This is a genomic window from Bacillus sp. TE8-1 (assembly GCF_008368855.1).
GTDB lineage: Bacteria > Bacillota > Bacilli > Bacillales > Bacillaceae_G > Bacillus_A > Bacillus_A cereus.
On sequence record NZ_QPET01000030.1, the window covers coordinates 55,806 to 80,666 of the forward strand.

Genomic DNA, 24,861 nt, shown 5'->3' on the forward strand with positions numbered 1-24,861 from the left:
TTTATAATGAGAATTCTACTATCAGTTTTATTAGCTCTTATGCTAGTACCTGCATTAACAGGATGTAAAGCTCCTGCCAAAGAAGACACAACTTCTAATAAAAAGACGACTGAAGAAGCAAAAAATGAGGCTCCTGCAGATTTAAAACTAAACTTCAATGAATTCGATTTAAAGGCAGACTACCAAGATACAAAGAAAGACTACGAAGCAGACTATAAAAATGTAGCAGCTGACAAGAAAATGGAAGCAAAAATTGAAGATCATAAAGCAGATGTAAAATTAACAGGAGACGAGGCTATCACAAAATTAAGCCCACTTCTACAAGAATTAAAATTTGATAAAGATACTCCTGACCAAGAAGTAATCGATCAAGTAGTGAACGTGTTCAAACTTGATAAAGACTATCAAAAATTCGATTTAGAAGTTGTCTTCTCTGATGGAACGAAAAAAGAATATAAAAGAGAAATAAAATAAAGAAGTAGGCCGTTGCCTACTTCTTTATTTTTTAATTTTTGCGTATCTTAATTCTGGACTAGAACCAATAATGAATTGGACACCGGATACTGATGATTTTTGTAAATAGGAAGCACTTGGGAAAATAATTGGGATTAATGGTGAATCTGTAAACATAATATCTTCCGCTTTATGCAATAATTCAAAACGCTTATCCTCGTTTTGTTCAACTTTTGCTTCTTTTATTAAAGCGTCAAATTCTTTATTATGCCATTTTGCATAGTTATTTGGACCATCACCCGCATATAAATCTAGTTTAGTAATTGGATCTAATAAAGAGCCGCCCCATCCCATATAAGCTAATTGGAAATCACTTTGCTTGTATGTGTCGATGTAACTCTTCCACTCTTTATTTTCTAATTTAATATCTACGCCAAGATTTTTCTTAAACATTTCTTGCATTGCTTCTGCTACTTTTTTATGTTGTGTATCTGTAGTGAATTTTAATGTTACTTCAGGTAATGTAGACCAGCCTTGTTCTTTCATGCCTTCTTCTAATAACTTTTTCGCTTCCGCTGGATCAAATTTAACGTAATCACCTTTTTCTTTACGGAAATCACGGCCACTTTGTGTTTTTGCTCCTTCTGGAACGAATGCATATGCTTCTTGCGCATTATTTTTATACAATTTTTCAACGATAAATTTACGATCAACCGCTAATGAAAATGCTTTACGTACCTTCGCATTTGTAAACGGCTCTTTTTCTACGTTAAACGAATAAATATAAGAAGAGAACCCTGCAACACGCTTATATTCTTTATTTCCTTTTTCTTTTTCGATCATCTCTTGTGGTAAACCACTTAGTAAATCTAATTCTTTGGATTTAAATAATTGATACGCTGTTTTAGAGTCTGGAATAATACGAAACTCAATTTCTTTTAGAGTTACCTTTTTATCATAGAATTCTTTATTTTTTTGTACTGTAATAGCTTGGTTATGCTTCCACTCTTTTAACGTGAATGGCCCATTCGTAATTAACTCTTTTGGATCTGTTTTTAATTTATTATTATCATCAATCGACTTTTTAGCTAATGGAATAAATAGTGAGCTTGCTAGTTTTTGTTTAATAGAAGCAACTGGGTGTTCAAGGGTTACCTTTAATGTTTGAGGATCAACAACTTGAATACCAACTTGTCCCTCTTCACCTTTTCCAGTATTATACGCCTCTGCCCCTTTAATAAAATACATTTCTGTCGCATTCATAGAACCCGTTTTCGGATTTAATAATCGCTTCCATGCAAATTCAAAATCATTTGCTGTAATAGGAGAACCATCTGACCATTTAATATCTTTCTTCAAATGGATTGTATATTCAGTTCCATCAGCATTTACTTCTTCTTTCTCCGCTAATTCATTTTGATATTTCCCATTACTATCTTGCGTATATAAACTTGAAAACAACTGCCCAATTATATAACCTGACGTGCTATCTGTTGCAATAGCAGAATCAAGTGTATATGGATCACTACTAATATTCGTTACTAATCGATCTCCTTCTCCCTTACCAGCACTCGCCTTTTGCGTCTCTTTCTTACCGCAAGCGACAGAAGTAATCGCTAAAACAGTCATAATGACAAACAGTAAAAACTTCTTCATCCTACATTCTCCTTTAACCTGAAATTTTTGGTGTTGATGCTAATAATGTTTTTGTATAAGAATGTTGTGGATTACGGAATACTTCGTCCGTATTTCCAAATTCAACAAGTTCTCCTTTGTATAAGACAGCTACTTTTTCACATAAATAGTGAACCATCGGTAAATCGTGAGCGATGAATAAATATGTATAACCTTGTTCTTTTTGGATTTTTTGCAGCAGATGTACAATTTGAATTTGCAATGAAACGTCTAATGCTGAAATTGGTTCATCAAGAATCAATACTTCTGGCTCACACAATAACGCTCTTGCAATAGCGATACGTTGACGTTGTCCTCCGCTAAATTCATGCGGATATCGATCAATATATCTTCTATCTAATCCAACACGCTCTAGCGCATCACCCGCTACTTTATCCTTTAATCCTTTATCACCTAAACCGAATGAAATATAACCTTCCGTTACGCTATCGCGTACTTTCCAGCGCGGATTTAATGCTGCTGTGGAATCTTGAAAAATGAACTGTACTTTCTGTAAAAAATCTCGCCTATGAGCTGATTTCAGCTTGTGAACGACTTGACCGTTATAATCAATTTCACCAGACGTTGGACTCTCAATCCCTGCTATGAGCTTTCCAAGTGTTGTTTTTCCTGAACCACTTTCACCAATAATGCCAAGTGTTGTTCCTTTCGGAATAGAAAGTGATATGTCTTTTAACGCTGTGATTTCTTTACTTTTACTTCCATACGTTTTTGTTACTTGCTTTACAGTAATTAAATCTGTCGTCATGAAGCATTCACCTTCTCTTTTGATTTCGCTTTATTATGCTCTAGAACATGTTGCCAGCAATGTGAACTATGCTCCTTAGAATACGTTGTTCTCTCTGGGAAACGATGAATACATTCTTTTATCGCTACTGGACAACGATTTACAAAAGGACAACCAAAGCTATTTAATGTTTCAATGGAAGGTGTCGTTCCTTCTATAGCACGTAATACCTTTTCGGAATCATCCATATTCGGAATTGCTTGTAATAAACTTTTCGTATATGGATGTTTAGGAGAATCTATTACCTCCTGTATCGTTCCTTTTTCAACAACACGTCCTCCATACATCACAACTACTCGATCCGCTACTTCACGTACAAGTGCTAAATCGTGCGTAATTAGTAAAATACTCGTATTTTGCTTTTCCTTTCTTTCCTTTAATAACTCCATAATTTGCTTTTGAATTGTTACATCTAATGCTGTCGTAGGTTCATCCGCAATAACGAGTTTGGGGTGGCAGGCAAATGCGATTGCTAAACAAATACGTTGCCTCATGCCTCCGCTTAATTGATGTGGGTACTGTTCAAAGCGTTTCTCTGCTTCATGTATCCCTAAATCATTTAATAAGTTAATCGCAATTTCTTTTGCTTCTTTTTTCGATTTCTTTTCGTGTTGCAAAATCACCTCTGTAATTTGCCTTCCTACCTTCATCGTCGGATTTAAAGATGAAAGTGGGTCTTGAAAGATAAACGAAATATCTTTCCCTCGAATTTGATTCCATTCTGATTCTTGTAGATTCGTTAATTCCTTTGATTCAAAAGATATATTTCCATCATCAATATGAATTGATTCTTGATTTAAGCCGATAATAGATTGTGCTGTAACACTTTTCCCTGAACCACTTTCTCCTACAAGTGCAACTATTTCACCTTCGCTAATAGAAAAGGAAACATGCTTCACAATTGCTTGGTTACTATTCTCTTTTTCAACGGCTAACGTTACGTTTTCTAAAGATAAGAGCTGTCCCATGTTTTTTCTCCTTTCGATTCCGTTTTACGATTTTTGGATCAATTGCATCTTGTAAACCATCACCAATCGCATTAAATGCGAACATAATGAGCGCAATCATGATTGCTGGGAAGAATAGCTGCCACCATTCCCCGCTGAGTAATGTCCCAAGTGCATCATTCGTCATCGTCCCCCAGCTTGCTGCCGGTGATTGCACTCCTAGTCCGATAAAGCTTAAAAATGATTCTGAGAAAATAGCTGCGGGAATTGTAAATGATAAATTGACGATAATAATGCCCGTTAAGTTCGGAATTAAATGCCCGTATATAATTTTCATATGGGATGTACCTAATCGCTCCGCTGCAATAACAAACTCTCTTTGTTTTAAAGATAAGACTTGCGCCCTAACGAGACGTGCCATACCAATCCATCCTGTTAATGCAAGGGCGATGATAATGGTAAAAAGACCTGGTTTCATAACAATTAATAGTAAAATAACAATTAATAAATACGGGATACCGTATAACACTTCGATTCCTCGTATAATCCACTCATCAATTAATGTCCCAAGGCGATTGCGCCCTCTCACATATCCACTAAATCCTCCGATTAGCACACCAAGTCCTATATCAAGAGCAGCTGCCACTAATCCAACTGTTAATGAAATTTTCCCGCCAGCCCAAGTACGTGCCCATATATCTCTTCCCAAATCATCTGTTCCGAACCAATGCTCACTACTAGGTGGTAAGTTTGTTGCCTCTTTTACTTGTTCACTCGCAGTAAATGGCGTTAAACTTTCACCAACAAGTGAGAAAACAATAATGAGTAATAACGTCACTGATCCTAAAACTGCGATTGGATTCGATACAAACTTACGAAACACTTCTTTCTTTCGGCTAATCTTTTGCTGATTTTTATTTATCGTTAATTCTTTTTTCTCTTCTTTCGTTAATAACTGTTCATTAATTTCATAAGCTCCCATTTTAATATCCCCCCTCCTTATGTAATAGAACGAATACGCGGATCAACAATGCGGTGAATAATATCTGTAATGAAAATACAAGCAATTAATAATGCACTATAAAAAATCGTTGTTCCCATAATCACCGGATAGTCTCGGTTAAAAATACTATCTACAAAATATTTTCCTAGGCCAGGAATTGAAAAGATTTTTTCAATAACGAAAGTCCCTGTTAAAAGTCCAGCCATTAACGGTCCCACAAATGTAAGTACTGGAACAATCGCATTTCGAAGAGCATGTCTTATAATAATCTTCTTAATTGGTATGCCTTTTGCTCTTGCTAGCTTAATATAATCACTCTGCAGTACTTCGATCATATTAGAACGAACAAACCTTGTAATAACTGCGATTGGCCCTAACGCTAATGCAAAGGATGGCAATACTGTATGTTCGAATGTTCCCCAAGAGGCTACTGGTAAGAGCTCGAATTGAATAGCGAATACTTGTATAAATAGTGGTGCTAAAATAAAGCTCGGAATAGAAATACCGAGGATGGCAAGTAAACTTACACCGTAATCAATTACCTTCCCATGATAGAGAGCAGCAAATGTACCTGCAGCAATTCCGACTAGCAATGAAATAATAAGTGCTTGTAAACCAATAATTGCTGATGGACCAAAACCAGTTGTTATAATTTCTGATACACCTTGCCCGGTTGATTGAACAGATTCACCAAAATCAAAATGAACTACGCCGTCTAAATAAGCAACATATTGATTCCATAACGGTTCATCAAGGTGATACTTCGCTCTCATGTTTTGGATCACTTCTTCAGGAAAGATTTTTGCATCTGATGAAAATGGATCCCCCGGAATAATATGCATAATTAGAAATGTCACCGTCGTAATAACCCATAGCGTGAACACCATAACTGATAATTTTTTAATTACATACACCCTAATAACCCCCTAAACACATATATTTACTTAGTTTTATAAACGTACTTTTTCCATTACTCCCTTTTCTCTTTTTAGAATACAAAAAGCCTTGATCTTAAAAAATAAGATCAAGGCTTAATAAACAAAGGCCCATCACTTATCTTTCAAGACTTGCTTGCTGGAATTAGCACGGTGTTCTTATTACAGAACCCGCTGCTGAGGTGTCATAGGGCCAGTCCCTCTACCTCTCTGGATAAGTAAATTGCTATATTATTATTTAGTTCAAATTGTATATCTCGAATTATAATTCTGAAAAATTGAAAAGTCAATCTAATTGGATAAATTTAGAAAAGTCAGTTTTTAATTCTTTTATCGAAATTACAGTTTTCGGCTTATAATAAAAAGAAATGATATTAAAGGAGTTATAAGATGGACCCCTTACTTCTTGCTACTATAGGATTACCCTTAACAATCGTTATACTTGTCATCAGCGGCTTCTATAAACTCTTTATTAAAAAGAAACGTATTACTTCTTTTTATACTCCTTTCGATAATATTACCGGGCAAACTATTTCCGAATTTCACGAAGAACAGAAGGTATTAGTATCCGAGGATGAAGACGGAGATGGTAAGAAGAAAAAATAACCTTGCACAGGCAAGGTTATTTTTTCGTTTCTGCTTGAAAACGTTTATAGTATGTCGATGCTGTTGCAAAGTTAATTTCTATATCACGAATCAACGATGAATCTTCTTCTTTCGCTAACTTCTGTAATTTTTTCATCGCTTGTTCTGATTCATTCAAGAAACCAACATATACCTCATGTTCTTGCTCTTTCGATTTTGGAACACGAATTTCTTTACGTATATGATCAATATCTTCTAACATGCTCGTTGTTACCTTTTGCACATCTTCTTTATATGTAGCATTCGTTATTTCCTTACCGCCCTTTTCTTTTGCCACTTCAAATAACTGCAGTGCGTTATTAATTTCTTTATTCATTTTCAAATCGTATTTTTCATGTACTGCACGGTATTCTTTCATTTCTTCTGTTTGTTCTGTAGATTGCTCTACCTTTTCTTTCATTTCTTTCGTATCTTTATTTCCATTACACCCTGCTAGAAGGAGCATACTTCCCATTACAGCAATACCCAAAACCTTCTTCATCTCTTCTTCTCCTTTTATCTACAGCTATTACTCATTATAGTTTCTTTTATCTCCACTTGTTATTATACCGAGAACGCCCTACTTTTTACACTTAAGACGACATCGTAATATATATACCAACATGTTTGTCACAGTATCGTCACTTTATACAAATAACTTTTGCAATGCTTTACTACATCACCTTACAAAACTGTATGAGGTATTTCAAAGAAATGAAAAAAGAACTGATTCAAACATTCCCTTTGAATCAGTTCTTTTTTATTAAGCCTCTAAATTTTGTCTTTGTTGCAGTTCAAACTGCTTCTCACTTCTTCTGGCCATAAATAGATAACATAATACTGCTCCTACTTCACAAAGCGCAATAACAATACCCATCGGTAATGCTGTATTACTTCCACCGATACCTACTAGCGGCGCAACAAGAGCTCCTGAAATGAACTGTAATAAGCCTAATAAAGCTGATGCTGTTCCTGCAGCTTGTTTCTGATTTCTCATCGCTAATGAAAACCCAGTTGTTGATACAACCCCGACACTTGATACGACAAGGAATAACGAACATAAAACACCGATTAAACCTATTCCTAGTACGATTGTAAGTAGTAAAGATAGGCCACCAACAGCTGCGATAATAATACCAGCAACAAATAATGTCTTCTCATTCACTTTCCCCGCTAAACGACCCGTTACCTGACTAGCAATAATAATACCGATGCCGTTAATCGCAAAGAATAAACTAAATTGCTGTGGTGATGCTCCGTATATGTTCTGCAACACAAATGGTGAGCCCGAAATGTATGCAAACATTGCCGCTGTTACTAATCCTTGTGACAATGCATATCCCATAAACAGACGGTCCTTTAATAGTTTCCCGTACGTCGCCAAAGTCCCTGACAAACCACCCGTTTCTCTTTCTTCAGGAGGTAATGTTTCGCGCAATACGAAAGTAGCTGAGATTAACATAAATACGCTAATTGCCCCAAGGACGATGAAAACACCGCGCCACGTTGTAAACTGTAATAATTGCCCCCCAATAATCGGTGCCAAAATAGGTGCTGCTCCGTTTACTAACATAAGCAGTGAGAAAAACTTCGTCATTTCAGAACCTGAGTACATATCACGTACCATGGCACGTGATATAACAATACCGGCTGATCCTGAAGCTCCTTGTAGAAAGCGCAATAACACTAATGTCCAAATAGATGGCGCGACAGCACAAAGTAAAGAAGAAGCAACATAAATAATAAGAGCAATAATAAGCGGTTTGCGTCTTCCGTAAATATCACTAATTGAGCCAACAAATAATTGTCCTACTGACAGCCCAAGCAAACAAGCTGTTAATGTAAGCTGCGCTAGGGATGCACCTGTTTGCAAGTCATCCGTTAACTTCGGTAATGAAGGCAAATACATATCAATAGATAATGGCCCAATCGCCGTAAGTGTTCCTAATACAAGAATCATCCATAACCTGTTTGCCTTTACAGGTTTATATATTTCATGATTAACTTCATTCACTTTTTCAATTCACCCTTTCCTATACAAACCGAATCGTAACAATTATAGTTACATCATAAACATACGTCAAGTACAGTGCATTTTCCTCTTTCATAATGTAAAAAAAGCGATAGAAATTCTATCGCTTTACTTTTTTACATTGCTATTCGTAAATTTAGATACTGAGGCCATCGTCTCTCCCGTATCTAAATATGTAATTTGAATTGGGTCTCCTACTTCTGTAAACATAGCATATGGGAATTTCTTCACCGGTATCATAAATACCTTTTGTTCATTCTCTAAAAGTACGTACACGATTGTATTTTCACCTGATTTCTCTTTATATACACGTTGTACAATACCTTCTTTTTGCGCTTCTTTTCCTGTTGAGGTTGGTCTAAATGTATCACCATTACCGCTCATTACGTTTTTATAATTCTCAAGCGCTTCTTTCTGCGAAGAACCTGTCGCAAATATTTTTGCATTAGCAGCATATACAACTGTATGTGCACGTACTAGGCCTCCATCATCAACAACCGGAATAATCCAAGCTGGTTTACCGTATACGTTATAAATGACAGGCATTGTCCCATGCCATTTCTCTCTCTTAAAGGAATTATCCACTACTTCTGTAGCTGCTGAACCATCCATAATCCCCTTTACTTCTTTTCCATTATAGTAATATAGCTTGCCTGTACGTGCATCTACTAATGAATAGCCTAGGGCTGAATCTACTCCTTCTTTTGGAGAAGTAAAGTCTGTAAAATAATACAGTGTTCCATCTTTACCAAAGATCGGGGTCACCCCTTCTTTCGTTCCCCACTCAGTCGGAATTTTCATATCTGTTTGCGAGAATTTCGTATTCCAAAATCCGTGAATATATTTACCAAAGTACGTATTTAACGTAGATGCAGTCTCATGATTTAATACACCATCAACAAATTTAGGTGCCTTTCCTTTATCATATCTTTTCACTTCACCTGTTTGTGCATCTACTACGACAACACCTTCTACCTCAAATCCAGATCTTCCTGAAATAAATTCACCATACGTCATTGTATAATATGGTTTTCCTTTATCATCAACCTCAAATTTAGGTTTTCCTTTAAAGATTAAATTTGGTTCTGCTTGCCTTACCACACGCTCTAAATTATTACCAAAAAACATGCTTGGCACATATTTCATTTTATAACCGAGGTGCAGTTTCGCTTCCGCATCAGGATTCGTACCTGACATCGTTACATACCCTGGAATTGTCTCAGCTTTACGCGCTTTAAAAAATCCTGAAACTTCAATCGGCGCTACATATAAAGCCTCGCCGTTTACCATTTGTGGCGTTAATTCTCCTAGCTCAAAATAAGCTACTTTTGGAATATCACCAAATACTTTTTTCATCTTATTCTCCGCTGTCTTTGGCGGCACTGTAAACGGCTGGTCATTTTCAGTAAATGGCTCTGAAATATCTTTCTCTACCTTAACAACAGAATCATATTTCTTTTGCGAGATTACTATATCGTGCAAATAACCAAAGTAGCCGTAACTTGCGAGTAAAATAAACATTAGAAGTCCTTTTAATGTACCTTCTAATTTCCCTATTTGATCTTGTGAAAATAAAACAAGCCCAATTAAAATTGCTACTGCAACAGAATAATGAGTAAGAATCGAGTCTACTCGATCATCAATTAGCCAAAAGTATTCATAGATTGCAATACCTATCCAAAATAAAACAGGAATAACTAAAATAGATGATTTCTTACCCTTTACAACCTTCTTATCTCCCTTCTTATCCACTGCTCGAAGCTTACTACTACTTCTTGTCCATGGAATCAAAAACAAAGTAAGAATAGCTAAAACTACAAATTTCATCAAAGGCACTGTCCCCTTTTCTTTTGTATTCCCTTTTAGTATAACAAATAAAGGGTATTAAGGTGAAAATAGGAATAGTTATATTTTTTTACTACTTAATACAATCCCGCTCACTACATATAGAATAGATGCAATATAAAAAATTGTACCAATCGTAAAGAAATCTACTAAATATCCCGTGGCAATAACCGCTACTGCTCCGCCAATGGATGTCCACACATGGTATTTTCCAATCTCATAACCAGCCTTTTCCTGCGCAACCTTTCGTGCTAACGAAGTCTTCTCAGTATTACGCTGCACAGCACCTAAAACGCCCATTACAATTTGAAGAATATACACATGCCAAACTTCCGTGGCAATTGGAAAGCAAAGCATTAAAATTGCCATGGACCAAGCGTATATGATTAATAATTTTTTATCACCTACTTGATCAGATACCTTTCCCACTAGTGGATATACAAGCGCTGATGTTAAAGCAAATAAGCCATACGCCCAGCCAAATTGCGAGAAGCTATTTCCAACGTTTCGAAGCAATAATATATAAAAAGGAAATACCATACTTCCTGCCATCATGATGATACTTTGCGAAGCCACAAATCTTCTATATGTCATTTCGTATACTCCCTATAAAATAAATTCACAAATCTCTCTTCTGAATCTACTTCCTTCTTTTTCTTGAGAAATTCTTCAATGCGAGGATATGCCCTCTTTAACTGCTCTTTCGTTGGATAAGAATAATACGGCAAATAGTAACTACCATTATGCTTTAAAGTAACATCAATCATCTTTCGAATGACATCCTCTGTTTTCTTTATCTCACTCTCTGAGCGTCCCTGGTTAATCAAAAGAACCAGCGCAAACATATCATCTTTCGCATAGGACAAAACTGCATTTTCATTCTTTTCCACGTAACGAATCGTAATGTTGAGTAAATTAAACTCTTCTTCATTTAATACGTTACGTAAATCATCTATATACTCTGTGAAAGCATCTATAGGCACAAAGTATTCTTGTAACACTTCGGTCCTATTTGGATTTTCATATTCCATAAAAGCACTATCTGATCTCATAACATTATTACGCGTCTCATACTTTCCATCTGTACGTTCAAAATAACCTCTTTGTATATCCCAAAATGTATTCTTTCCCCAATCACTATAACGTGATAACCCAAGTAAAAATTTCGGTGCAGCTATAATATTTTCTTCCTTTAATTCACTGTACTCTTCTCTCATATTTTGATTTTGTGCCAAAGTATAATCCGTCACATACATCTCTTTTAAAAATGAATTTGGAGCAACAGAAATGCGTGCTAAGTGCATACGAACATTCTCATCTCTTTTCACTTTCTCTTTGAAATAAGATGCGTATTCTTTATAATCTATCATTCTCGTGTGCATTTCATATAATTCATCTTCTGTTAACTTCAGCGTCATATCTAAAATAACTCCAAATAAACCGTAACCCCCAATGACATATGGAAATAACTCTGCATTTTCTTCTCTACTTACATTACGTACCGTGCCATCTGCCATTAACAATCTGAATGACTCTACTGTATCAATTAGTGCCTCATGACGAATATCACGCCCGTGTACATTTACACTTAATGAACCACCAACAGTAAAAATATTTTGAGACTGCATGACCTGTACCGCAAGGCCATAAGGATTTATTTTCTTCTGAATATCATTCCAGGTGACACCACTTTGAACTGTAATCCGCTTCTTCTCTGGATCAAATTCTAATATTTTATTATATCCTTTCATATCGAGCATCGTGCCATTCGGATAATATGTCTGTCCTCCTTGGCTATGTTGCATGCCTGCAATGGAAATTTTCTCTCCTGAAACTTTTGCATCTCGCACTAATTTTATTAACGAGTGCTCTTCCGTAGCACTTTCAACACGTTTTATTTTCGTCGGAAGCAATTTACCTACATCACTCATAATAGGATGATCAATTTGTTTTTTATACGTATGTACAGACGTTGCAAGCAAAACCGTATATGCGACAATGACCACTGCTATCTTTCTTTTTTTCAAAGGACACTCTCCTTATTAGCAACAAAAAGAGATACCCGTTCTTTCAGGTACCTCTCTTGACAGTGATTACTTTGCTGCTGGCAATTGTATTGGATCAAATTTATCATACGATGTAAACTTTGCATCCGTAATAATATGCGCTTTATCCTCACCATTGCTACTCATAACCATATCTATCTTTGCTGATTCATATTTAAAATCTTTTGTAATAATATATTCCCCATCTATTTCTTCTATCTTTGCATTTTGGCCTTGTAGCATTTGTTTCTGCTTTTCATCCATACTAGCTAACATACTCTCTGTCTCTTGCCCTTTTAATGCAAACTTCAGCTTATAATTATCTCCACTTTTCTCCATCTTCACTTTATTTAAAATTTCCGATGGAATCTCTAAATTATCTACCATTCCTTGAGTCGCGTTCATTCCGTTAGCATTTAATTGTTCCTCTGGTACAGACATAACTTCACCCGTATTAGGATTTTTCAACTGACCAGCAATTTTGCCACCCACATCATAAACAACAACCTCTGTACCAGAAACATTCATTTCAGAACGAGAATTTTTTTTCTTCGGCTCTAGTTGCATTTTGGCCTTTATTACATTCATCTCTGTTCCTTCAGCCTTTATTCCCACATCATATGTCATCGTTACATTTTCTTCGTTTTTAAAAGCTTCATTCGCTTTATTAAAAACATCCTTCGCTGTTAATTCCTTTTCTTTCTGCACAGCTTCTTTTTTCGGTTCATCAGTCTTTTTTGTTTTCTCATTACTACACCCTACTCCTAGACCGACTGCAAGTACTAAACTTGAAATTAAAATAAATTTTTTCATAACGTCCCCTCCTTCCCAAAAATAATATCATCTCTTTTCCTATGAAATCTATATAATTCGTAATATTTATCTTTAAATTTATTTCCTATATAACAACATGTTTGAGAAAAAGTTTAAATATGATGTAAATAATAACAACTCATTTCAGGAGGTCAGGATGAAAGCGATTATTTGCACAAAGTATGGACCACCTAATGTTCTCCAGCTTCAAAATGTAGAAAAGCCTAAACCTAAAAAAAATGAAGTATTAGTTAAAATTCACGCAACAAGTGTATCAACTGGAGATTGTAGAATACGTGGCTTTAATAGCCCCCTCTTATTTTGGATTCCTATGCGGATCATATTAGGTTTCAGAAAACCGAGAAAACCTATACTTGGCGTAGAGTTATCCGGTGAAATCGAAGACATTGGAACAGATGTAACACAATTTAAAAAAGGAGATCAAGTTTTTGCATTAACAGAACTAAACCTTGGTGGTTATGCGGAATACACATGCGTGCATGAAAGTGGATTAATAGCATTAAAACCTACCAATGTGACATATGAAGAAGCTGCCGTTATTCCTTTTGGCGGAACTTCAGCATTGCACTTCCTTAGAAAAGGACAGATAAAAAAAGGGCAACGAGTACTTATATACGGCGCCTCTGGGTCAGTAGGGACAGCTGCCGTACAACTTGCGAAATACTTCGGGGCGACTGTCACAGCCATTTGTAGTAGTTCGAATTTAGATTTAGTAACAGCTTTAGGGGCAGACAACGTAATTGATTATATGAAAGAAGATTTTACTAAGCGGGGCGAGCACTATGATATTATATTTGATGCAGTTGGAAAATATAAAAAGTCTCTTTGTACAGATGCATTAATGCCTAATGGAAAATATGTATCTGTGAACGGAATGATGGCAAAGGTCAGTAAAGAAGATATGAACCTACTAAAACAACTAGCTGAAACAGAAAAGCTAAAGCCTGTTATTGATAGAACTTACCGATTAGAAGAAATTGCTGAAGCTCATATATATGTAGAAAAAGGACATAAAAAGGGGAACGTTTCGATTACCTTAAAATAAAATATATTCTGAAAATATCATTGACAATTCTTTTTGTACGATTTACTATTAGTACCATATTCAAAACTACATACACATACTCTTATCAAGAGTGGCGGAGGGACTGGCCCGATGATGCCCGGCAACCGAGCTTATGACGTATAAGCTAAGGTGCTAATTCCTGCAAAACGAGTTTTCGTTTTGGAAGATAAGAGAGGAATCTATTTCGTCTATTCGGCACCTCTCTTATTTTTGAGAGGTGCTTTTTATTTTGGAACGTATATGAAGGGGGATTTATAGATGAAAAAGGTATTATTAAGCATTGTAAGCGGAGCAGTATTATTATTAGGCGCATGTAGCGTGAGTTCAAATAAAGAGGTAAAAGCATTAGACGAGAAAAAGATTACTGTCGGTGTAACAGGTGGACCACATGAACAAATTTTTGAAAAGGTAAAAGAAGTTGCAGCAAAAGATGGTCTCGAAATTGATATAAAAGTATTTAATGATTATGTAGCGCCAAACGTATCATTAGATGAAAAAAGCCTTGATGTAAATAGCTACCAAACGAAATCGTATTTAGATGTATTTAAAGCTGAACGCAATATGAAATTAGCTGAAGTATTTTCAACAGTAACATTCCCTATGGGTGTATATTCTAAAGATATAAAAGATGTAAAAGACTTAAAAGAGGGCGATGCAATTGCTGTACCAAATGACCCAACGAATGAACTTCGAGCTTTAAAATTATTTGAAAAAGCAGGGGTTTTAAGAGTTGATCCAAAGGCTACAGAAAAAGCGACTGCAAAAGATGTAATTGAAAATCCAAAAAAATTAAAGATTGTCGAATTAGAGGCATCTCAATTACCAACGCAACTAAGTGAAGTGAAAGCAGCTGCAATTAACACAAACTTTGCATTAGGTGCAAAATTAAGTCCAGCGAAAGATTCTATTTTCCGCGAAGGAAAAGATTCACCCTATGTGAACTGGGTTGTTGTTCGTACTGAAAATAAAGATGATGCCGTTGTAAATAAATTAAAGAAAGCTTATCAATCTAAAGAAGTAAAAGAGTTTATCGAGAAAAAATTTGATGGTTCAGTTTTACCATCTTGGTAGGAGCTGACGATAATGATTGAATTAAAAAACATATCCAAAGTATTTACAACAAAAAAAGGGAATGTTGAGGCTCTTAAATCTACTTCCCTTAAAGTAGAAAAAGGCGAGGTATTTGGAATCATTGGGTATAGTGGCGCTGGTAAAAGTACATTGATTCGATGTGTAAATTTATTAGAAAAACCAACGACAGGAAATATCATTGTAAACGAACAAGACTTAACAACGTTATCGACAAAAGAACTAGCAAAAGCGAGACAAAGAATCGGAATGATCTTCCAAGGATTCAATTTACTTAAAACTGTTACCGTTTATGAAAATATCGCATTACCATTACAGCTTGCTGGCATTCCAAAAGCAGAAATTGAAAAAAGAGTAGAAAAGTATTTACGCATTGTCGATCTTTTTAATAGAAAAGATGCGTATCCAAGCGAACTTTCTGGTGGTCAAAAACAGCGTGTTGCAATTGCTCGTGCGCTATCACATGAACCTGAAGTGTTATTAAGTGATGAAGCAACGAGCGCATTAGATCCCGAAACAACCGATTCTATCCTTGATTTGCTATTAAAGATTAACGAAGAAATCGGAATTACGATTTTACTCATTACACATGAAATGAATGTCATCCAGCGTATATGTGACCGCGTTGCTGTTATGGAACATGGATCTGTAGTCGAAAGTGGGACTGTAAAAGATATTTTCACAAACCCACAACATGTAACAACGAAGAAATTTGTAAATAGCGCATTTGCAGCGAAAATTCCAGAAGAGGTACAGAAAGAACTACAAAGTACTGGAGAAATTGTAACACTTTCATTTATTGGCACTACTTCAGGGGAACCTGCCTTAGCCGTTGCCACAAAACGTTTCCAAGTGTATCCGAATATTTTATCCGGTAATATTACGCAGTTAAAACATGAAGCATATGGGAAACTAGTCGTTCATATGCAAGGGGAACAAAATGAAATCCACCGTGCTTTATCATTTTTACAAGAGCAAGGAATCATCGTAGAAGGAGGTAGAACAGACTATGGGAAACAAGTCCTTTTTGGATGAATGGGGTAAAGTCATATGGGAAGCTACGATCCAAACCTTTCAAATGACATCTATTTCATTACTCATCTCGATCCTTATTGCACTGCCACTTGGTGTTACACTTGTTTTAACGAGACCTGGTGGGCAGCGTGAAAATAAAATCATCTATCCTATTCTTAATACAATTATTAATATCATTCGCTCTCTTCCATTTATCATTCTATTATTCTTTATTTTACCTTTTACAAAGTTTCTAATGGGAACGTCCATTGGCGTGCAAGGTGTTATCGTACCGCTTGTCGTCTTCACAGCCCCTTATATCGCACGTTTAATGGAGACAGCTTTACTAGAAGTCGATCGTGGTGTCATTGAAGCCTACCAAGCGATGGGCGTTTCTACTATAAAAATCATTTGGCACGTTATGGTGAAAGAAGCACGTCCCTCCCTTGTACTCGGATTAACAATCGCAACGATCGGCTTAATCGGCGCAACAGCAATGGCTGGCCTTGTAGGTGCTGGCGGGCTAGGGGATTTAGCATACCGCTTCGGACATTTACGCTACGAGCCTGAAGTAATGTATGCAACTGTCTTTATTTTAATTATCCTCGTTCAAGGATTACAGTCTTTAGGGAATGATGTTGCACGAAGATTGAAGAAAGATTAAAAAAGAAGGTATCTCACCAAGGTGAGATACCTTCTTTTTTATCTTTTAAATCCACCTTCTGAATGAATAACTTGCCCAGTAATCCACTCAGCTTCTTCACTTACTAGAAATTTAATGAGTCTAGCTGCATCCCTTGGCTCACCAATTCTACCAAAAGGAAACATCGGCTTTAACCCTTGTTTTATCTCTTCAGTCATCCATCCTGTATCGGTTGGTCCTGGATTAATTGCATTCACTGTTATTCCTAAATGAGCTACCTCTGCTGACAACGTACTAGTAAGAGCATCAATAGCTCCCTTCGTTGTCGCATAAGCTAGTTCTCCTGCCATAGGACCTTGAAATTGCCCCGAAGTAATATTAACAATTCTACCACCATATTTCTTATCAAATCCCCGGGAAAATTGACTACTGAGCAATGTAGTCGCACGAACATTTACCATATAATGCTTATCTAATTCTTCAGCAGTCAACGTAGAGAAATCATTATTCGTAGAATATGCTGCATTATTAATTAATATATGAGGGTGCCCTAATTGTTCAGTAACTTTATTTATAAGCTCTTTCGGTGCATCATTCTGAGTTAAATCTAACTCCATACTTGAGACTTTAACACCGTTTTTTAGTAACTCTTCTTTTAATTGTATTTGTTCATTTTTATCAACGCCCCAAGGCATCTCTTTATCGTAAGCTGTCCAATACGTAAAAAATATATCGTATCCTAATTCAGCTAATTCTTTACAAACCGCTGCGCCTATACCATCTAGACGACTTACCCCTGTAATAACTGCTACTTTATTTTTCAATTGGTTCATCATATACTCCTCCAAGTTTAAAGGACGCATATTTTATATAAGAGATATAAACTTTCCCACAAAAAAGACAGATACATAAAATAGGCACCTATCCTTATAAAAGGGATGTACAATCCAAATATGCATTCCTTGAATGATTTACAGATAACTAAATAAACCCTCGCTTATGAGAGCAAAATTCATCTATCTAGTTTCTAATCATTACAAGTTCATCCACATATTGAGTCTTTGTCTCCTTTACATATATCTCCAAATTTTATTTTAGCACTAAAGATTTAATATTTCAAAAAATAAAAGAACCACTCCTATTTATAAAGTATCGTGTACTATAAACCATAGTGAATAACTAATTTAAATTTAAGTGTATACATTTATCATTACCTATTCGTTGTATAAGTGTAGGGAGGAAAAGTGATGGAAAAAGAAAATATATTTACCTCCTATCTTATCAATCTAGGGGAGGAAGTGTTCAAACTACTACTAGCGAAAGGGGCTATAAAAGAAGATGCAGAAGACATCATCCAAAATACCTTCTATAAAGTATACACATTGCTAGATAATCTAACCGAGAGTAACATACGTCCATGGTTTTTCAGAGTCGCATTAAATGAATACATTGATTTAAAACGCAAAAAAGAACAGCAAAACATCTGCTTAACTGAAGAAATCTATTCAAAACTTCAATATACAGACCGAGAATTGGATACAGTTTTAAATAAAGATGAGATTTTCTATTTATTAAAAGATATAAAATTAGAATATAAAGAAGCCTTCTTTTTAAAATATTATTACGATTTTACATACGAAGAAATCGCTCTAATACTAGATATTCAAGTAAACAGCGTCAAACAAAAATTACATCGTGCACGTAAGACAATTCATTCTAAAGTAGGAGGAAAAAATTAATGGATACTTCTTTAAAAGATGCTTTAAAAAAGGCTAAAAGGAAACAGTTGCTTAAAATCATCATTACCTCTATTATCGTTGTCATGATGCTTATCCCTATCATTTATAAAGTTGGCAATTACTTCGCAGCGAAAAGCTCTACGAAACTTCACGAACATCTCTTTTTACATAACGCAATTGCAGAACCGAATGTACAAATTGATTCTCAAGTAACAAGTAATTCATCTATGTTTGGCGGCAATATTATATCAAACCGTTCCAAAAACATTAACGGTTATGTAGTCCCATGGAACACATTAACAAGTTCTTATGGTTGGTTCCTGACTCATATTGACTTCAATGAGTTAACACCTGGCTTTTATTGGTCAGATACAAATTTCTATGAGTATGATAAACAAACAAAGAATAAATTTGCGACATTTTATAATCCGGCTATTAAAGATTATCACGATGGTGTGCAAAATGAATTAGGTGAAGTTTTACAAATGAACAACTATGTTGCCGAAGTTGCCATCTCTTTCAATCAACCCTATACATTAAAAGAGGTTCAAACAAAAATACCAGATAACTTAAATATCGTATGGCTATATATGACCTCACCAATCAGAGATGAAAGTAAAGGACCTGCTGGTATGCCTGTTTACGGATTCAATCCAGACAAGTCTCCTAAAGAAGCGTACAAAGAGTTCATTGATTCACTTAATCAATACGATGACGATGGACATGACGAAGATATACAGAAGTTTTTAAAAGCAAACAAAAACAAACCATTTGATCAAGTGAAAGTTTTAGGTGTTATGCTAACAGGAAAAACGGAAAACTTTAAAGCATTAGAAAACCAAGATTTTATTCGCGGTGCTTCTGTAGGGGTGACTGCGCAAGTTGTTCCTTATATAAAGCCAGAGAAATAATACGTAATGCCCAGATACGCTAAAAAAACTACATGAATCTGTTTACTATGGGAGCTCTCTACTAAAATAGATAGCTCCCATACCACATTTATTCTTCACCTTCCAAAAATAAATTTCAAAATGCTTTATGTACAATTTTACAAATAAAAAATCATAAACTTGTTCACATTATATCCATTGTGAATTTATTCACAATGGATATATAATAAACATGTAAATACAATATTGGAGGGATTTCAATGGTTATCAATTTTTTAAGAACTGATAAACGTGCTACTTTCATATTATTACTTTTACGGCTTTACATAGGATATACATGGCTCGCTGCTGGGATAGGCAAAGTCTTCGGACAATCTTTTGACGCAAGCGGTTTTCTAAAGGGTGCTATTGCTCAAGCATCAGGTGACCATCCTGCAGTACAAAGTTGGTGGGCAGATTTTCTTCAACATTTTGTCCTTCCAAACGCAGACCTATTTAGCTTTTTAGTTCAATGGGGAGAAATTTTAGTAGGTCTAGGTTTGATTTTAGGCGGATTAACAAAAACAGCTGCATTTTTCGGAATCATAATGAATCTTTCATTTTTATTAAGTGGAACCGTTAGTGTAAACCCAAACCTGCTTATTTTGACTATGTTCATTTTAGTTGCAGGGCAGAACGCTGGACGTATTGGATTAGATGGCTATGTTTTCCCTAAACTTTTCCGTAAAAACAACCACAGAACATATAAATTAAGTAAAACTGCGTAGTAACAGTTTACTTTTAAAATATAAATAAGAAAAAGAGCCTGAATATAGGCTCTTTTTCTTATTTATCCTAATTTAAACTTTTAACGAACCACGAAAACCTCTGGCAGCATAGTAAGAGTCTGCTCCATTGTGGTACACGAAAACATGTCCAAAGCGATAATCGCAAAATAGAGCACCACCAAGCTCTCTAATATCTGAAGGTGTTTGTACCCAACTCGATGATTTCATATCAAAATCTCCAAGTTGTTGTAACTCTCGATATTGTTCTTCCGTTAATAACTCAATGCCCATAGCATTGGCAACATCAATAACGTTATTTTCTGGTTTATGTTTTTTTCTTGATTCTAACGCTTCAAGATCATAACAAAGACTTCTGCGGCCTTTAGGACTCTCCTTTGAACAATCATAGAAAGTATATTCGTCCTTTTCTTCATCATAACCAACAACATCCGGCTCACCACCAGTTACTTCCATTTCGTTAAGTGACCACATTTTTTCATTATTAGTAGTCAGCTTCGCTTCAACTTTAGCCCATTCAAGACCTTCATGGCGGTTCATGTTTTTCTCAAAACGAGCTTGCAATACTTTCAATAACTCTTCACGTTTTTCTACTAGTAAGTCATTTTTATTTCCTGTCATATTAGTCCTCCCTGATTTATGTACTGATAGTAGTTTAAGTATATATTTTATAATAAATCATCTCAATATGAAGACCGTTTCAACCTTATGTCTTGTACAAACATCCCTTACAAATTCCTAAAACCCTCCATACTCTCTCCAAGAATATAGTGTGAAAACCACATCAAGTTCTGCTTCATAATAGCCACATGAACTCCTGGTTGGTCAGAACTATATGCCATTCCTTTAAATATAATTAATTCTGTATCAACTTCCATATCCATTAATCCTTGATATAGATCATATGCATTTGTAATTGGAATTCTTGCATCCTTTTCCCCATGTTGAATTAAGGTAGGCGTACAAGCTGATTTAATATACGTCATAGGTGATGTCTTCGTATATATCTCTGGATCATTCCATGGAGTATTTCCTAAATACATTCTAATAAAGTAAGGTATATCTGTATTTACATAATGGGTACTCCAGTTAGTGATTCCACCGCCAACTGAAATAGCTTTAAATCGACTACTAAATGTAGAACAGAAAGCTGATACATATCCACCGTTGCTCCATCCCATAGCTCCTACTCTATCCTTGTCTACCATTCCTTTTTCTACTAGTTCATCCACTCCAGATATAATATCACCGTAGTCAGCAATCCCCTGTTTTCTATAGTTAGCTTTTAAAAATTCATTACCATAACCTGAACTTCCTCTGTAATTTGGCTCTAAAACGATAAAGCCTTTTTCAACAAACTGTTCAATCGGATATTTCTCATTGAAGCAGTCTGAAAATATCGGAAAAGATGCCCAAGCCGGACCACCGTGAATTACTACTAATAAAGGATATTTTTTATTAGTGTCAAACTCTACTGGCGTTGATAAAACACCTTCTATTTCAAGACCATCGCTACTTTTCCATGAGATGATTTCCCTGTTACTTCTAAGTTTCCCTTTGAAAAAGCTATTTTCATCCGTTATTTTTTTATCGTCTAAATAGATTTCAAAGGTTTCATTTGTTATAGCCTTATTGTAGGATATATGTTTGCCATCCTTTGTTATAGAAGCATCCATTATAAAGCCATCTACTTTTTCGCTTAATATTTCCACAGTGCCATCTTCGGCTAGCAATCCAATAAGATAATTCGTTTTATTCTGCCACCTAATTAAAACCCCTTTAGCTGTCCACTGTAATGGCATAACCGTACTATCAAAATTTGTTACAGGTTGAATTACCTCTCCGGTATTTATATCATATATCTCTAACGTACTATCTTGTATATGGTTTCTATAGTAATCCTTCTCTCTTATGCTTGTTGTGTAACATATTTTACTGCCGTCAGGAGAAAAGCAAACACTCCCTCCCAACAACTTATCCACATTCAGCTTTTGTAGCTCTCCAGCTTTAATATGGAGTATGTATAGATCTCCATTTATATAATCTGCCATATTTGAGCTTGGTGTCGCCATAAATACAACCTTTTTACCATCATTTGAAATATCAAATTCATGGATATGAAAATCCTTACCATCCGTTAATTGATAAACAACTCTGTTCTCGTGTTCATCTGTATCACTTTGTATCACCTTTTCTATTTCAATGTAATATAAACAATTATTCTGGTGTTCCTTACCTATATGTTGAAAATCTCCATATAGGTCCTTACGTTTCTTTATCTCCTCACATTCTTTTGACTGCATAACATAATAAAGACCCTTTCCAGTAGGACCCCATTTGAATGTACTGACTCCTTCTTTCTCATCAGTAATTTGAACATCTCTATAACCATCTAGTGACTTAACAAATATCTGATTTTCCCCATCACCAACTGGACTAAGATATGCGATACACCTAGCATCTGGAGACCATAATGGGTGTGTACTATCTATATCCCCATTTGATAATGGGTAACTCTGCTTCTTATCTTTTTCATATATCCATACATGATTCCTATATGTATTGTCTTTCCAATCAGCCGTTTTCTTAACAAATACTACGTTTTTACCATCATCACTTATGTTTGTACTTGATAAGGTTGGTAATGAAATAATCTCTTCTATACTTAAATATGTTTTTTCATTCACTTTCATCAATATACCCCCTTGAAATGTCCATAAATCTCTCGTCTCTTTTTGCCGTAATAAAGGAAATTGTTCACGAATACTTAAAATGATAACGGAAAATTCAGATAAACAAAAGTGAAGTCGATAAAGTAAAACTTTAATTTATAGAGTTCTATCCACTTACCAATTCTAGATGTTCTTTTTCGAAACAAAAACACCCCTTTTAGATACAAGTTTGTAAATTTATTTTAAAGCTATAACTATATGTTGGTTTGGAATAAAATTTGATAAAAATGAAGTCACAAATCTTTATTTAACAACAAAAAATTCATTTTGAAAAAACGATTGATCAAAATAGAATTACTCTTTTTAACTAAGTATGAGATTTTTATAAAAAAATTTTAATCAAAACTCACTTAGAATCTTTACTTGAAGGAATAAAGCTTCGCATCTTTTTTGTGAACATCGTTAAACTAAGATAAACTTTGACCGTATCTGTAATTAATTGTAAAATATTATACGTAGAAAGGTATTATAAAATAAATATAGAAGGGGTATGTTTTTTAGTTTTAAAGGGGCTAAAGCACATCTATTTTATGTTTTTAAAGGGAGAATTGAAAAATCATATGAAGAATTTCAAAAATAGTACAGGTAAAATTTTACTAGCATCCGGATTAGTAGTTTCTATGTCAGCTTGTAGTGTAACAAATTTATTTGGAGAAAAAGAAAAAACAAATACTGAATCTGGTAAACAAGAAAGTAAAGAAACTAAGACAGAAGGAACAAATCCAACTAAGTCAGAAGGTAAATCATCTGAAACAAAGGAAAAATCAACTAACTCAAAAGAAGAAAGTAAAGATGTTAAGATGATTATGGTTTTGCCTGAGGATTACCCACAACTTATGGTAGACATTGAAGAAGACTTATTAAGACGTCTAGATTACTATGATGCTTCTGTGAGGGATAATAAAAAGGGAAGTAAGTCAAATGAAGAGGTACGAGATAGTATTAAAGACTTAGATAAAGTATTTAATAAAATAGAACGTATAGATGCACCAGGAAAATACAAAGAAGATCATAAGGAAATTGTAAAAGCTGTTCAAAAGTTAAAAGAATCTTTCAAAGAAGTATCGAAGTTATTTGATTACTCTAAAACACTTAAAGATACGGATGATGCAATTATAGATAAAGCAAACAATAAATTAGATGAAGCAAAACGCATTTGGAAACCTGTATTTAATAAGTTAAAAGCGGAAGCTAAGGGTGGTTCAACAACTACTTCTACAACAAGTGGTACTAGTTCTTCTAACTCACCGAGTTTATCTAGTGGTAATACAGTTAAAACATACAGTACCCAAGATAAAACTGGTATATTCAAAGGAAAAATTGATACACCAGACGAGGATTCCGCTAAGTTTAAGAATGTACAGAACAACTATAAAGACGGTACAGAGCTTGTAGGTAATTGGGGTATTGATTACGGAGACGGAGTCAAAACTACGTTAGTCCTAAAAGCAGATAAGACATTTGAAACATATGCAAATGGTTCTTATCCAAATAAAGATAATTACTTAACAGGAACATACCAAGCAGACGTTTCTTCCCATCAGTTAACGCTAATGGTGGAAAAAGGAACTCAAAATGGTCAAGAAGTGAAATTAGAAAGACCTATTTATTCATCATATGAGGTTAAAAATTTAGATGGTAAAGCGTTACAGATTTTCCACATAGACGAACAAGTAACAATTTGTTATGTAAAACAATAAATA

At 35.1% G+C, this 24,861-nt stretch carries 24 protein-coding genes and 2 riboswitches; of the genes, 10 read left to right on the plus strand and 14 right to left on the minus strand.

Annotation, left to right across the window (positions count from 1 at the left end; genetic code table 11):
- Positions 1–6: 6 nt before the first annotated feature.
- Entirely contained in the window at positions 7–474 is a 468-nt protein-coding gene (locus DN404_RS25610) for a YusW family protein (RefSeq protein WP_001221552.1), read from the plus strand.
- Between the two features lie 24 nt (positions 475–498).
- Here DN404_RS25610 and DN404_RS25615 read toward each other — a convergent pair whose 3' ends face one another.
- The 5 genes from DN404_RS25615 to DN404_RS25635 are packed head-to-tail and all read right to left on the minus strand — an operon-like array spanning position 499 to position 5,799.
- Positions 499–2,109 (minus strand): peptide ABC transporter substrate-binding protein, encoded by a 1,611-nt coding sequence (locus DN404_RS25615; RefSeq protein ID WP_000714125.1) that lies wholly within the window; start codon positions 2,107–2,109, stop codon positions 499–501.
- A gap of 13 nt (positions 2,110–2,122) precedes the next feature.
- Positions 2,123–2,896 (minus strand): ABC transporter ATP-binding protein, encoded by a 774-nt coding sequence (locus DN404_RS25620; protein WP_000205682.1) that lies wholly within the window; start codon positions 2,894–2,896, stop codon positions 2,123–2,125.
- Positions 2,893–3,903 carry an ABC transporter ATP-binding protein gene (locus DN404_RS25625; protein WP_149215608.1) on the minus strand — a complete coding sequence of 337 codons (1,011 nt, stop codon included), beginning with the start codon at positions 3,901–3,903 and terminating at the stop codon, positions 2,893–2,895. Before DN404_RS25625 ends, DN404_RS25620 begins: the two co-directional genes overlap by 4 nt.
- A complete protein-coding gene (locus DN404_RS25630; RefSeq protein ID WP_149215609.1) occupies positions 3,860–4,864 on the minus strand; it encodes an ABC transporter permease in 1,005 nt (334 codons plus the stop codon). The genes DN404_RS25625 and DN404_RS25630 overlap by 44 nt, the downstream gene beginning before the upstream one ends.
- A 17-nt stretch (positions 4,865–4,881) precedes the next feature.
- Positions 4,882–5,799, minus strand: a complete 918-nt coding sequence (locus DN404_RS25635; protein WP_006920097.1) for an ABC transporter permease — start codon at positions 5,797–5,799, stop codon at positions 4,882–4,884.
- Positions 5,800–5,935: 136 nt separating this feature from the next.
- Positions 5,936–6,041, minus strand: a riboswitch (SAM riboswitch).
- A gap of 169 nt (positions 6,042–6,210) precedes the next feature.
- Between DN404_RS25635 and DN404_RS25640 the strand changes: the two genes are divergently transcribed.
- Complete coding sequence (locus tag DN404_RS25640; RefSeq protein ID WP_149215610.1) at positions 6,211–6,426, plus strand: DUF3951 domain-containing protein; 216 nt, start codon at positions 6,211–6,213, stop codon at positions 6,424–6,426.
- A gap of 16 nt (positions 6,427–6,442) precedes the next feature.
- On the opposite strand, the gene DN404_RS25645 is transcribed toward DN404_RS25640, so the two are convergent.
- The 6 genes from DN404_RS25645 to DN404_RS25670 all read right to left on the minus strand — a co-directional run bounded on the left by DN404_RS25645 (position 6,443) and on the right by DN404_RS25670 (position 13,179).
- Positions 6,443–6,946 (minus strand): hypothetical protein, encoded by a 504-nt coding sequence (locus tag DN404_RS25645; protein WP_149215611.1) that lies wholly within the window; start codon positions 6,944–6,946, stop codon positions 6,443–6,445.
- Positions 6,947–7,207: 261 nt separating this feature from the next.
- Complete coding sequence (locus DN404_RS25650) at positions 7,208–8,467, minus strand: multidrug effflux MFS transporter (protein ID WP_231009439.1); 1,260 nt, start codon at positions 8,465–8,467, stop codon at positions 7,208–7,210.
- 117 nt (positions 8,468–8,584) lie between these two features.
- Positions 8,585–10,303 carry a DUF3981 domain-containing protein gene (locus DN404_RS25655; protein WP_000674048.1) on the minus strand — a complete coding sequence of 573 codons (1,719 nt, stop codon included), beginning with the start codon at positions 10,301–10,303 and terminating at the stop codon, positions 8,585–8,587.
- Between the two features lie 78 nt (positions 10,304–10,381).
- Complete coding sequence (locus DN404_RS25660; RefSeq protein WP_000222367.1) at positions 10,382–10,915, minus strand: MFS transporter; 534 nt, start codon at positions 10,913–10,915, stop codon at positions 10,382–10,384.
- Positions 10,912–12,348: an FAD-binding oxidoreductase gene (locus DN404_RS25665; protein ID WP_006920102.1), complete on the minus strand. Its 1,437-nt coding sequence runs from the start codon at positions 12,346–12,348 to the stop codon at positions 10,912–10,914. Before DN404_RS25665 ends, DN404_RS25660 begins: the two co-directional genes overlap by 4 nt.
- Positions 12,349–12,414: 66 nt before the next feature.
- Complete coding sequence (locus DN404_RS25670) at positions 12,415–13,179, minus strand: DUF6612 family protein (protein WP_000713522.1); 765 nt, start codon at positions 13,177–13,179, stop codon at positions 12,415–12,417.
- Positions 13,180–13,336: 157 nt separating this feature from the next.
- On the opposite strand from DN404_RS25670, the gene DN404_RS25675 reads away from it, so the two are divergent.
- The 4 genes from DN404_RS25675 (at position 13,337) to DN404_RS25690 (ending at position 17,033) form a co-directional block, all read left to right on the plus strand.
- On the plus strand, positions 13,337–14,245 hold the full coding sequence (locus DN404_RS25675; RefSeq protein WP_006920103.1) for an NAD(P)-dependent alcohol dehydrogenase: 909 nt from the start codon (positions 13,337–13,339) through the stop codon (positions 14,243–14,245).
- A 79-nt stretch (positions 14,246–14,324) separates the two neighbouring features.
- A riboswitch (SAM riboswitch) is annotated at positions 14,325–14,439 on the plus strand.
- 85 nt (positions 14,440–14,524) lie between these two features.
- Complete coding sequence (locus DN404_RS25680) at positions 14,525–15,337, plus strand: MetQ/NlpA family ABC transporter substrate-binding protein (protein WP_086388404.1); 813 nt, start codon at positions 14,525–14,527, stop codon at positions 15,335–15,337.
- Positions 15,338–15,349: 12 nt separating this feature from the next.
- Positions 15,350–16,390, plus strand: a complete 1,041-nt coding sequence (locus DN404_RS25685; RefSeq protein WP_086388403.1) for a methionine ABC transporter ATP-binding protein — start codon at positions 15,350–15,352, stop codon at positions 16,388–16,390.
- Entirely contained in the window at positions 16,365–17,033 is a 669-nt protein-coding gene (locus DN404_RS25690) for a methionine ABC transporter permease (RefSeq protein WP_000527150.1), read from the plus strand. Before DN404_RS25685 ends, DN404_RS25690 begins: the two co-directional genes overlap by 26 nt.
- Positions 17,034–17,071: 38 nt before the next feature.
- Here the strand turns inward: DN404_RS25690 and DN404_RS25695 are convergent, their stop codons facing one another.
- A complete protein-coding gene (locus DN404_RS25695; RefSeq protein ID WP_006920109.1) occupies positions 17,072–17,848 on the minus strand; it encodes an SDR family oxidoreductase in 777 nt (258 codons plus the stop codon).
- Positions 17,849–18,259: 411 nt separating this feature from the next.
- Between DN404_RS25695 and DN404_RS25700 the strand changes: the two genes are divergently transcribed.
- The 3 genes from DN404_RS25700 to DN404_RS25710 all read left to right on the plus strand — a co-directional run bounded on the left by DN404_RS25700 (position 18,260) and on the right by DN404_RS25710 (position 20,408).
- Positions 18,260–18,751, plus strand: coding sequence for an RNA polymerase sigma factor (locus tag DN404_RS25700; protein WP_149215612.1), 492 nt, complete (start codon positions 18,260–18,262; stop codon positions 18,749–18,751).
- Positions 18,751–19,662 carry a sigma factor regulator N-terminal domain-containing protein gene (locus DN404_RS25705; RefSeq protein WP_149215613.1) on the plus strand — a complete coding sequence of 304 codons (912 nt, stop codon included), beginning with the start codon at positions 18,751–18,753 and terminating at the stop codon, positions 19,660–19,662. The genes DN404_RS25700 and DN404_RS25705 overlap by 1 nt, the downstream gene beginning before the upstream one ends.
- A 239-nt stretch (positions 19,663–19,901) precedes the next feature.
- Positions 19,902–20,408, plus strand: coding sequence for a DoxX family membrane protein (locus tag DN404_RS25710; RefSeq protein ID WP_000236368.1), 507 nt, complete (start codon positions 19,902–19,904; stop codon positions 20,406–20,408).
- A gap of 72 nt (positions 20,409–20,480) precedes the next feature.
- Here the strand turns inward: DN404_RS25710 and DN404_RS25715 are convergent, their stop codons facing one another.
- Together DN404_RS25715 and DN404_RS25720 are read right to left on the minus strand one after the other, a co-directional pair.
- Positions 20,481–21,047 carry a DUF4256 domain-containing protein gene (locus DN404_RS25715; protein WP_000147394.1) on the minus strand — a complete coding sequence of 189 codons (567 nt, stop codon included), beginning with the start codon at positions 21,045–21,047 and terminating at the stop codon, positions 20,481–20,483.
- A gap of 107 nt (positions 21,048–21,154) precedes the next feature.
- Positions 21,155–23,119, minus strand: a complete 1,965-nt coding sequence (locus DN404_RS25720; RefSeq protein WP_149215614.1) for a S9 family peptidase — start codon at positions 23,117–23,119, stop codon at positions 21,155–21,157.
- Between the two features lie 587 nt (positions 23,120–23,706).
- On the opposite strand from DN404_RS25720, the gene DN404_RS25725 reads away from it, so the two are divergent.
- Entirely contained in the window at positions 23,707–24,858 is a 1,152-nt protein-coding gene (locus DN404_RS25725; RefSeq protein ID WP_432706686.1) for a DUF3994 domain-containing protein, read from the plus strand.
- Positions 24,859–24,861: the final 3 nt, after the last annotated feature.

Excerpts from the sequence above, each read along its gene's own strand:
- DN404_RS25640 (WP_149215610.1), top strand. The coding sequence starts at position 6,211 with ATGGACCCCTTACTTCTTGCTACTATAGGATTACCCTTAACAATCGTT.
- DN404_RS25695 (WP_006920109.1), bottom strand. The coding sequence starts at position 17,848 with ATGATGAACCAATTGAAAAATAAAGTAGCAGTTATTACAGGGGTAAGT.
- DN404_RS25655 (WP_000674048.1), bottom strand. The coding sequence starts at position 10,303 with ATGAAATTTGTAGTTTTAGCTATTCTTACTTTGTTTTTGATTCCATGG.
- DN404_RS25710 (WP_000236368.1), top strand. The coding sequence starts at position 19,902 with ATGGTTATCAATTTTTTAAGAACTGATAAACGTGCTACTTTCATATTA.
- DN404_RS25610 (WP_001221552.1), top strand. The coding sequence starts at position 7 with ATGAGAATTCTACTATCAGTTTTATTAGCTCTTATGCTAGTACCTGCA.
- DN404_RS25620 (WP_000205682.1), bottom strand. The coding sequence starts at position 2,896 with ATGACGACAGATTTAATTACTGTAAAGCAAGTAACAAAAACGTATGGA.
- DN404_RS25670 (WP_000713522.1), bottom strand. The coding sequence starts at position 13,179 with ATGAAAAAATTTATTTTAATTTCAAGTTTAGTACTTGCAGTCGGTCTA.
- DN404_RS25680 (WP_086388404.1), top strand. The coding sequence starts at position 14,525 with ATGAAAAAGGTATTATTAAGCATTGTAAGCGGAGCAGTATTATTATTA.
- DN404_RS25630 (WP_149215609.1), bottom strand. The coding sequence starts at position 4,864 with ATGGGAGCTTATGAAATTAATGAACAGTTATTAACGAAAGAAGAGAAA.
- DN404_RS25660 (WP_000222367.1), bottom strand. The coding sequence starts at position 10,915 with ATGACATATAGAAGATTTGTGGCTTCGCAAAGTATCATCATGATGGCA.
- DN404_RS25675 (WP_006920103.1), top strand. The coding sequence starts at position 13,337 with ATGAAAGCGATTATTTGCACAAAGTATGGACCACCTAATGTTCTCCAG.
- DN404_RS25685 (WP_086388403.1), top strand. The coding sequence starts at position 15,350 with ATGATTGAATTAAAAAACATATCCAAAGTATTTACAACAAAAAAAGGG.
- DN404_RS25625 (WP_149215608.1), bottom strand. The coding sequence starts at position 3,903 with ATGGGACAGCTCTTATCTTTAGAAAACGTAACGTTAGCCGTTGAAAAA.
- DN404_RS25705 (WP_149215613.1), top strand. The coding sequence starts at position 18,751 with ATGGATACTTCTTTAAAAGATGCTTTAAAAAAGGCTAAAAGGAAACAG.
- DN404_RS25690 (WP_000527150.1), top strand. The coding sequence starts at position 16,365 with ATGGGAAACAAGTCCTTTTTGGATGAATGGGGTAAAGTCATATGGGAA.
- DN404_RS25645 (WP_149215611.1), bottom strand. The coding sequence starts at position 6,946 with ATGAAGAAGGTTTTGGGTATTGCTGTAATGGGAAGTATGCTCCTTCTA.
- DN404_RS25700 (WP_149215612.1), top strand. The coding sequence starts at position 18,260 with ATGGAAAAAGAAAATATATTTACCTCCTATCTTATCAATCTAGGGGAG.
- DN404_RS25615 (WP_000714125.1), bottom strand. The coding sequence starts at position 2,109 with ATGAAGAAGTTTTTACTGTTTGTCATTATGACTGTTTTAGCGATTACT.
- DN404_RS25715 (WP_000147394.1), bottom strand. The coding sequence starts at position 21,047 with ATGACAGGAAATAAAAATGACTTACTAGTAGAAAAACGTGAAGAGTTA.
- DN404_RS25720 (WP_149215614.1), bottom strand. The coding sequence starts at position 23,119 with ATGAAAGTGAATGAAAAAACATATTTAAGTATAGAAGAGATTATTTCA.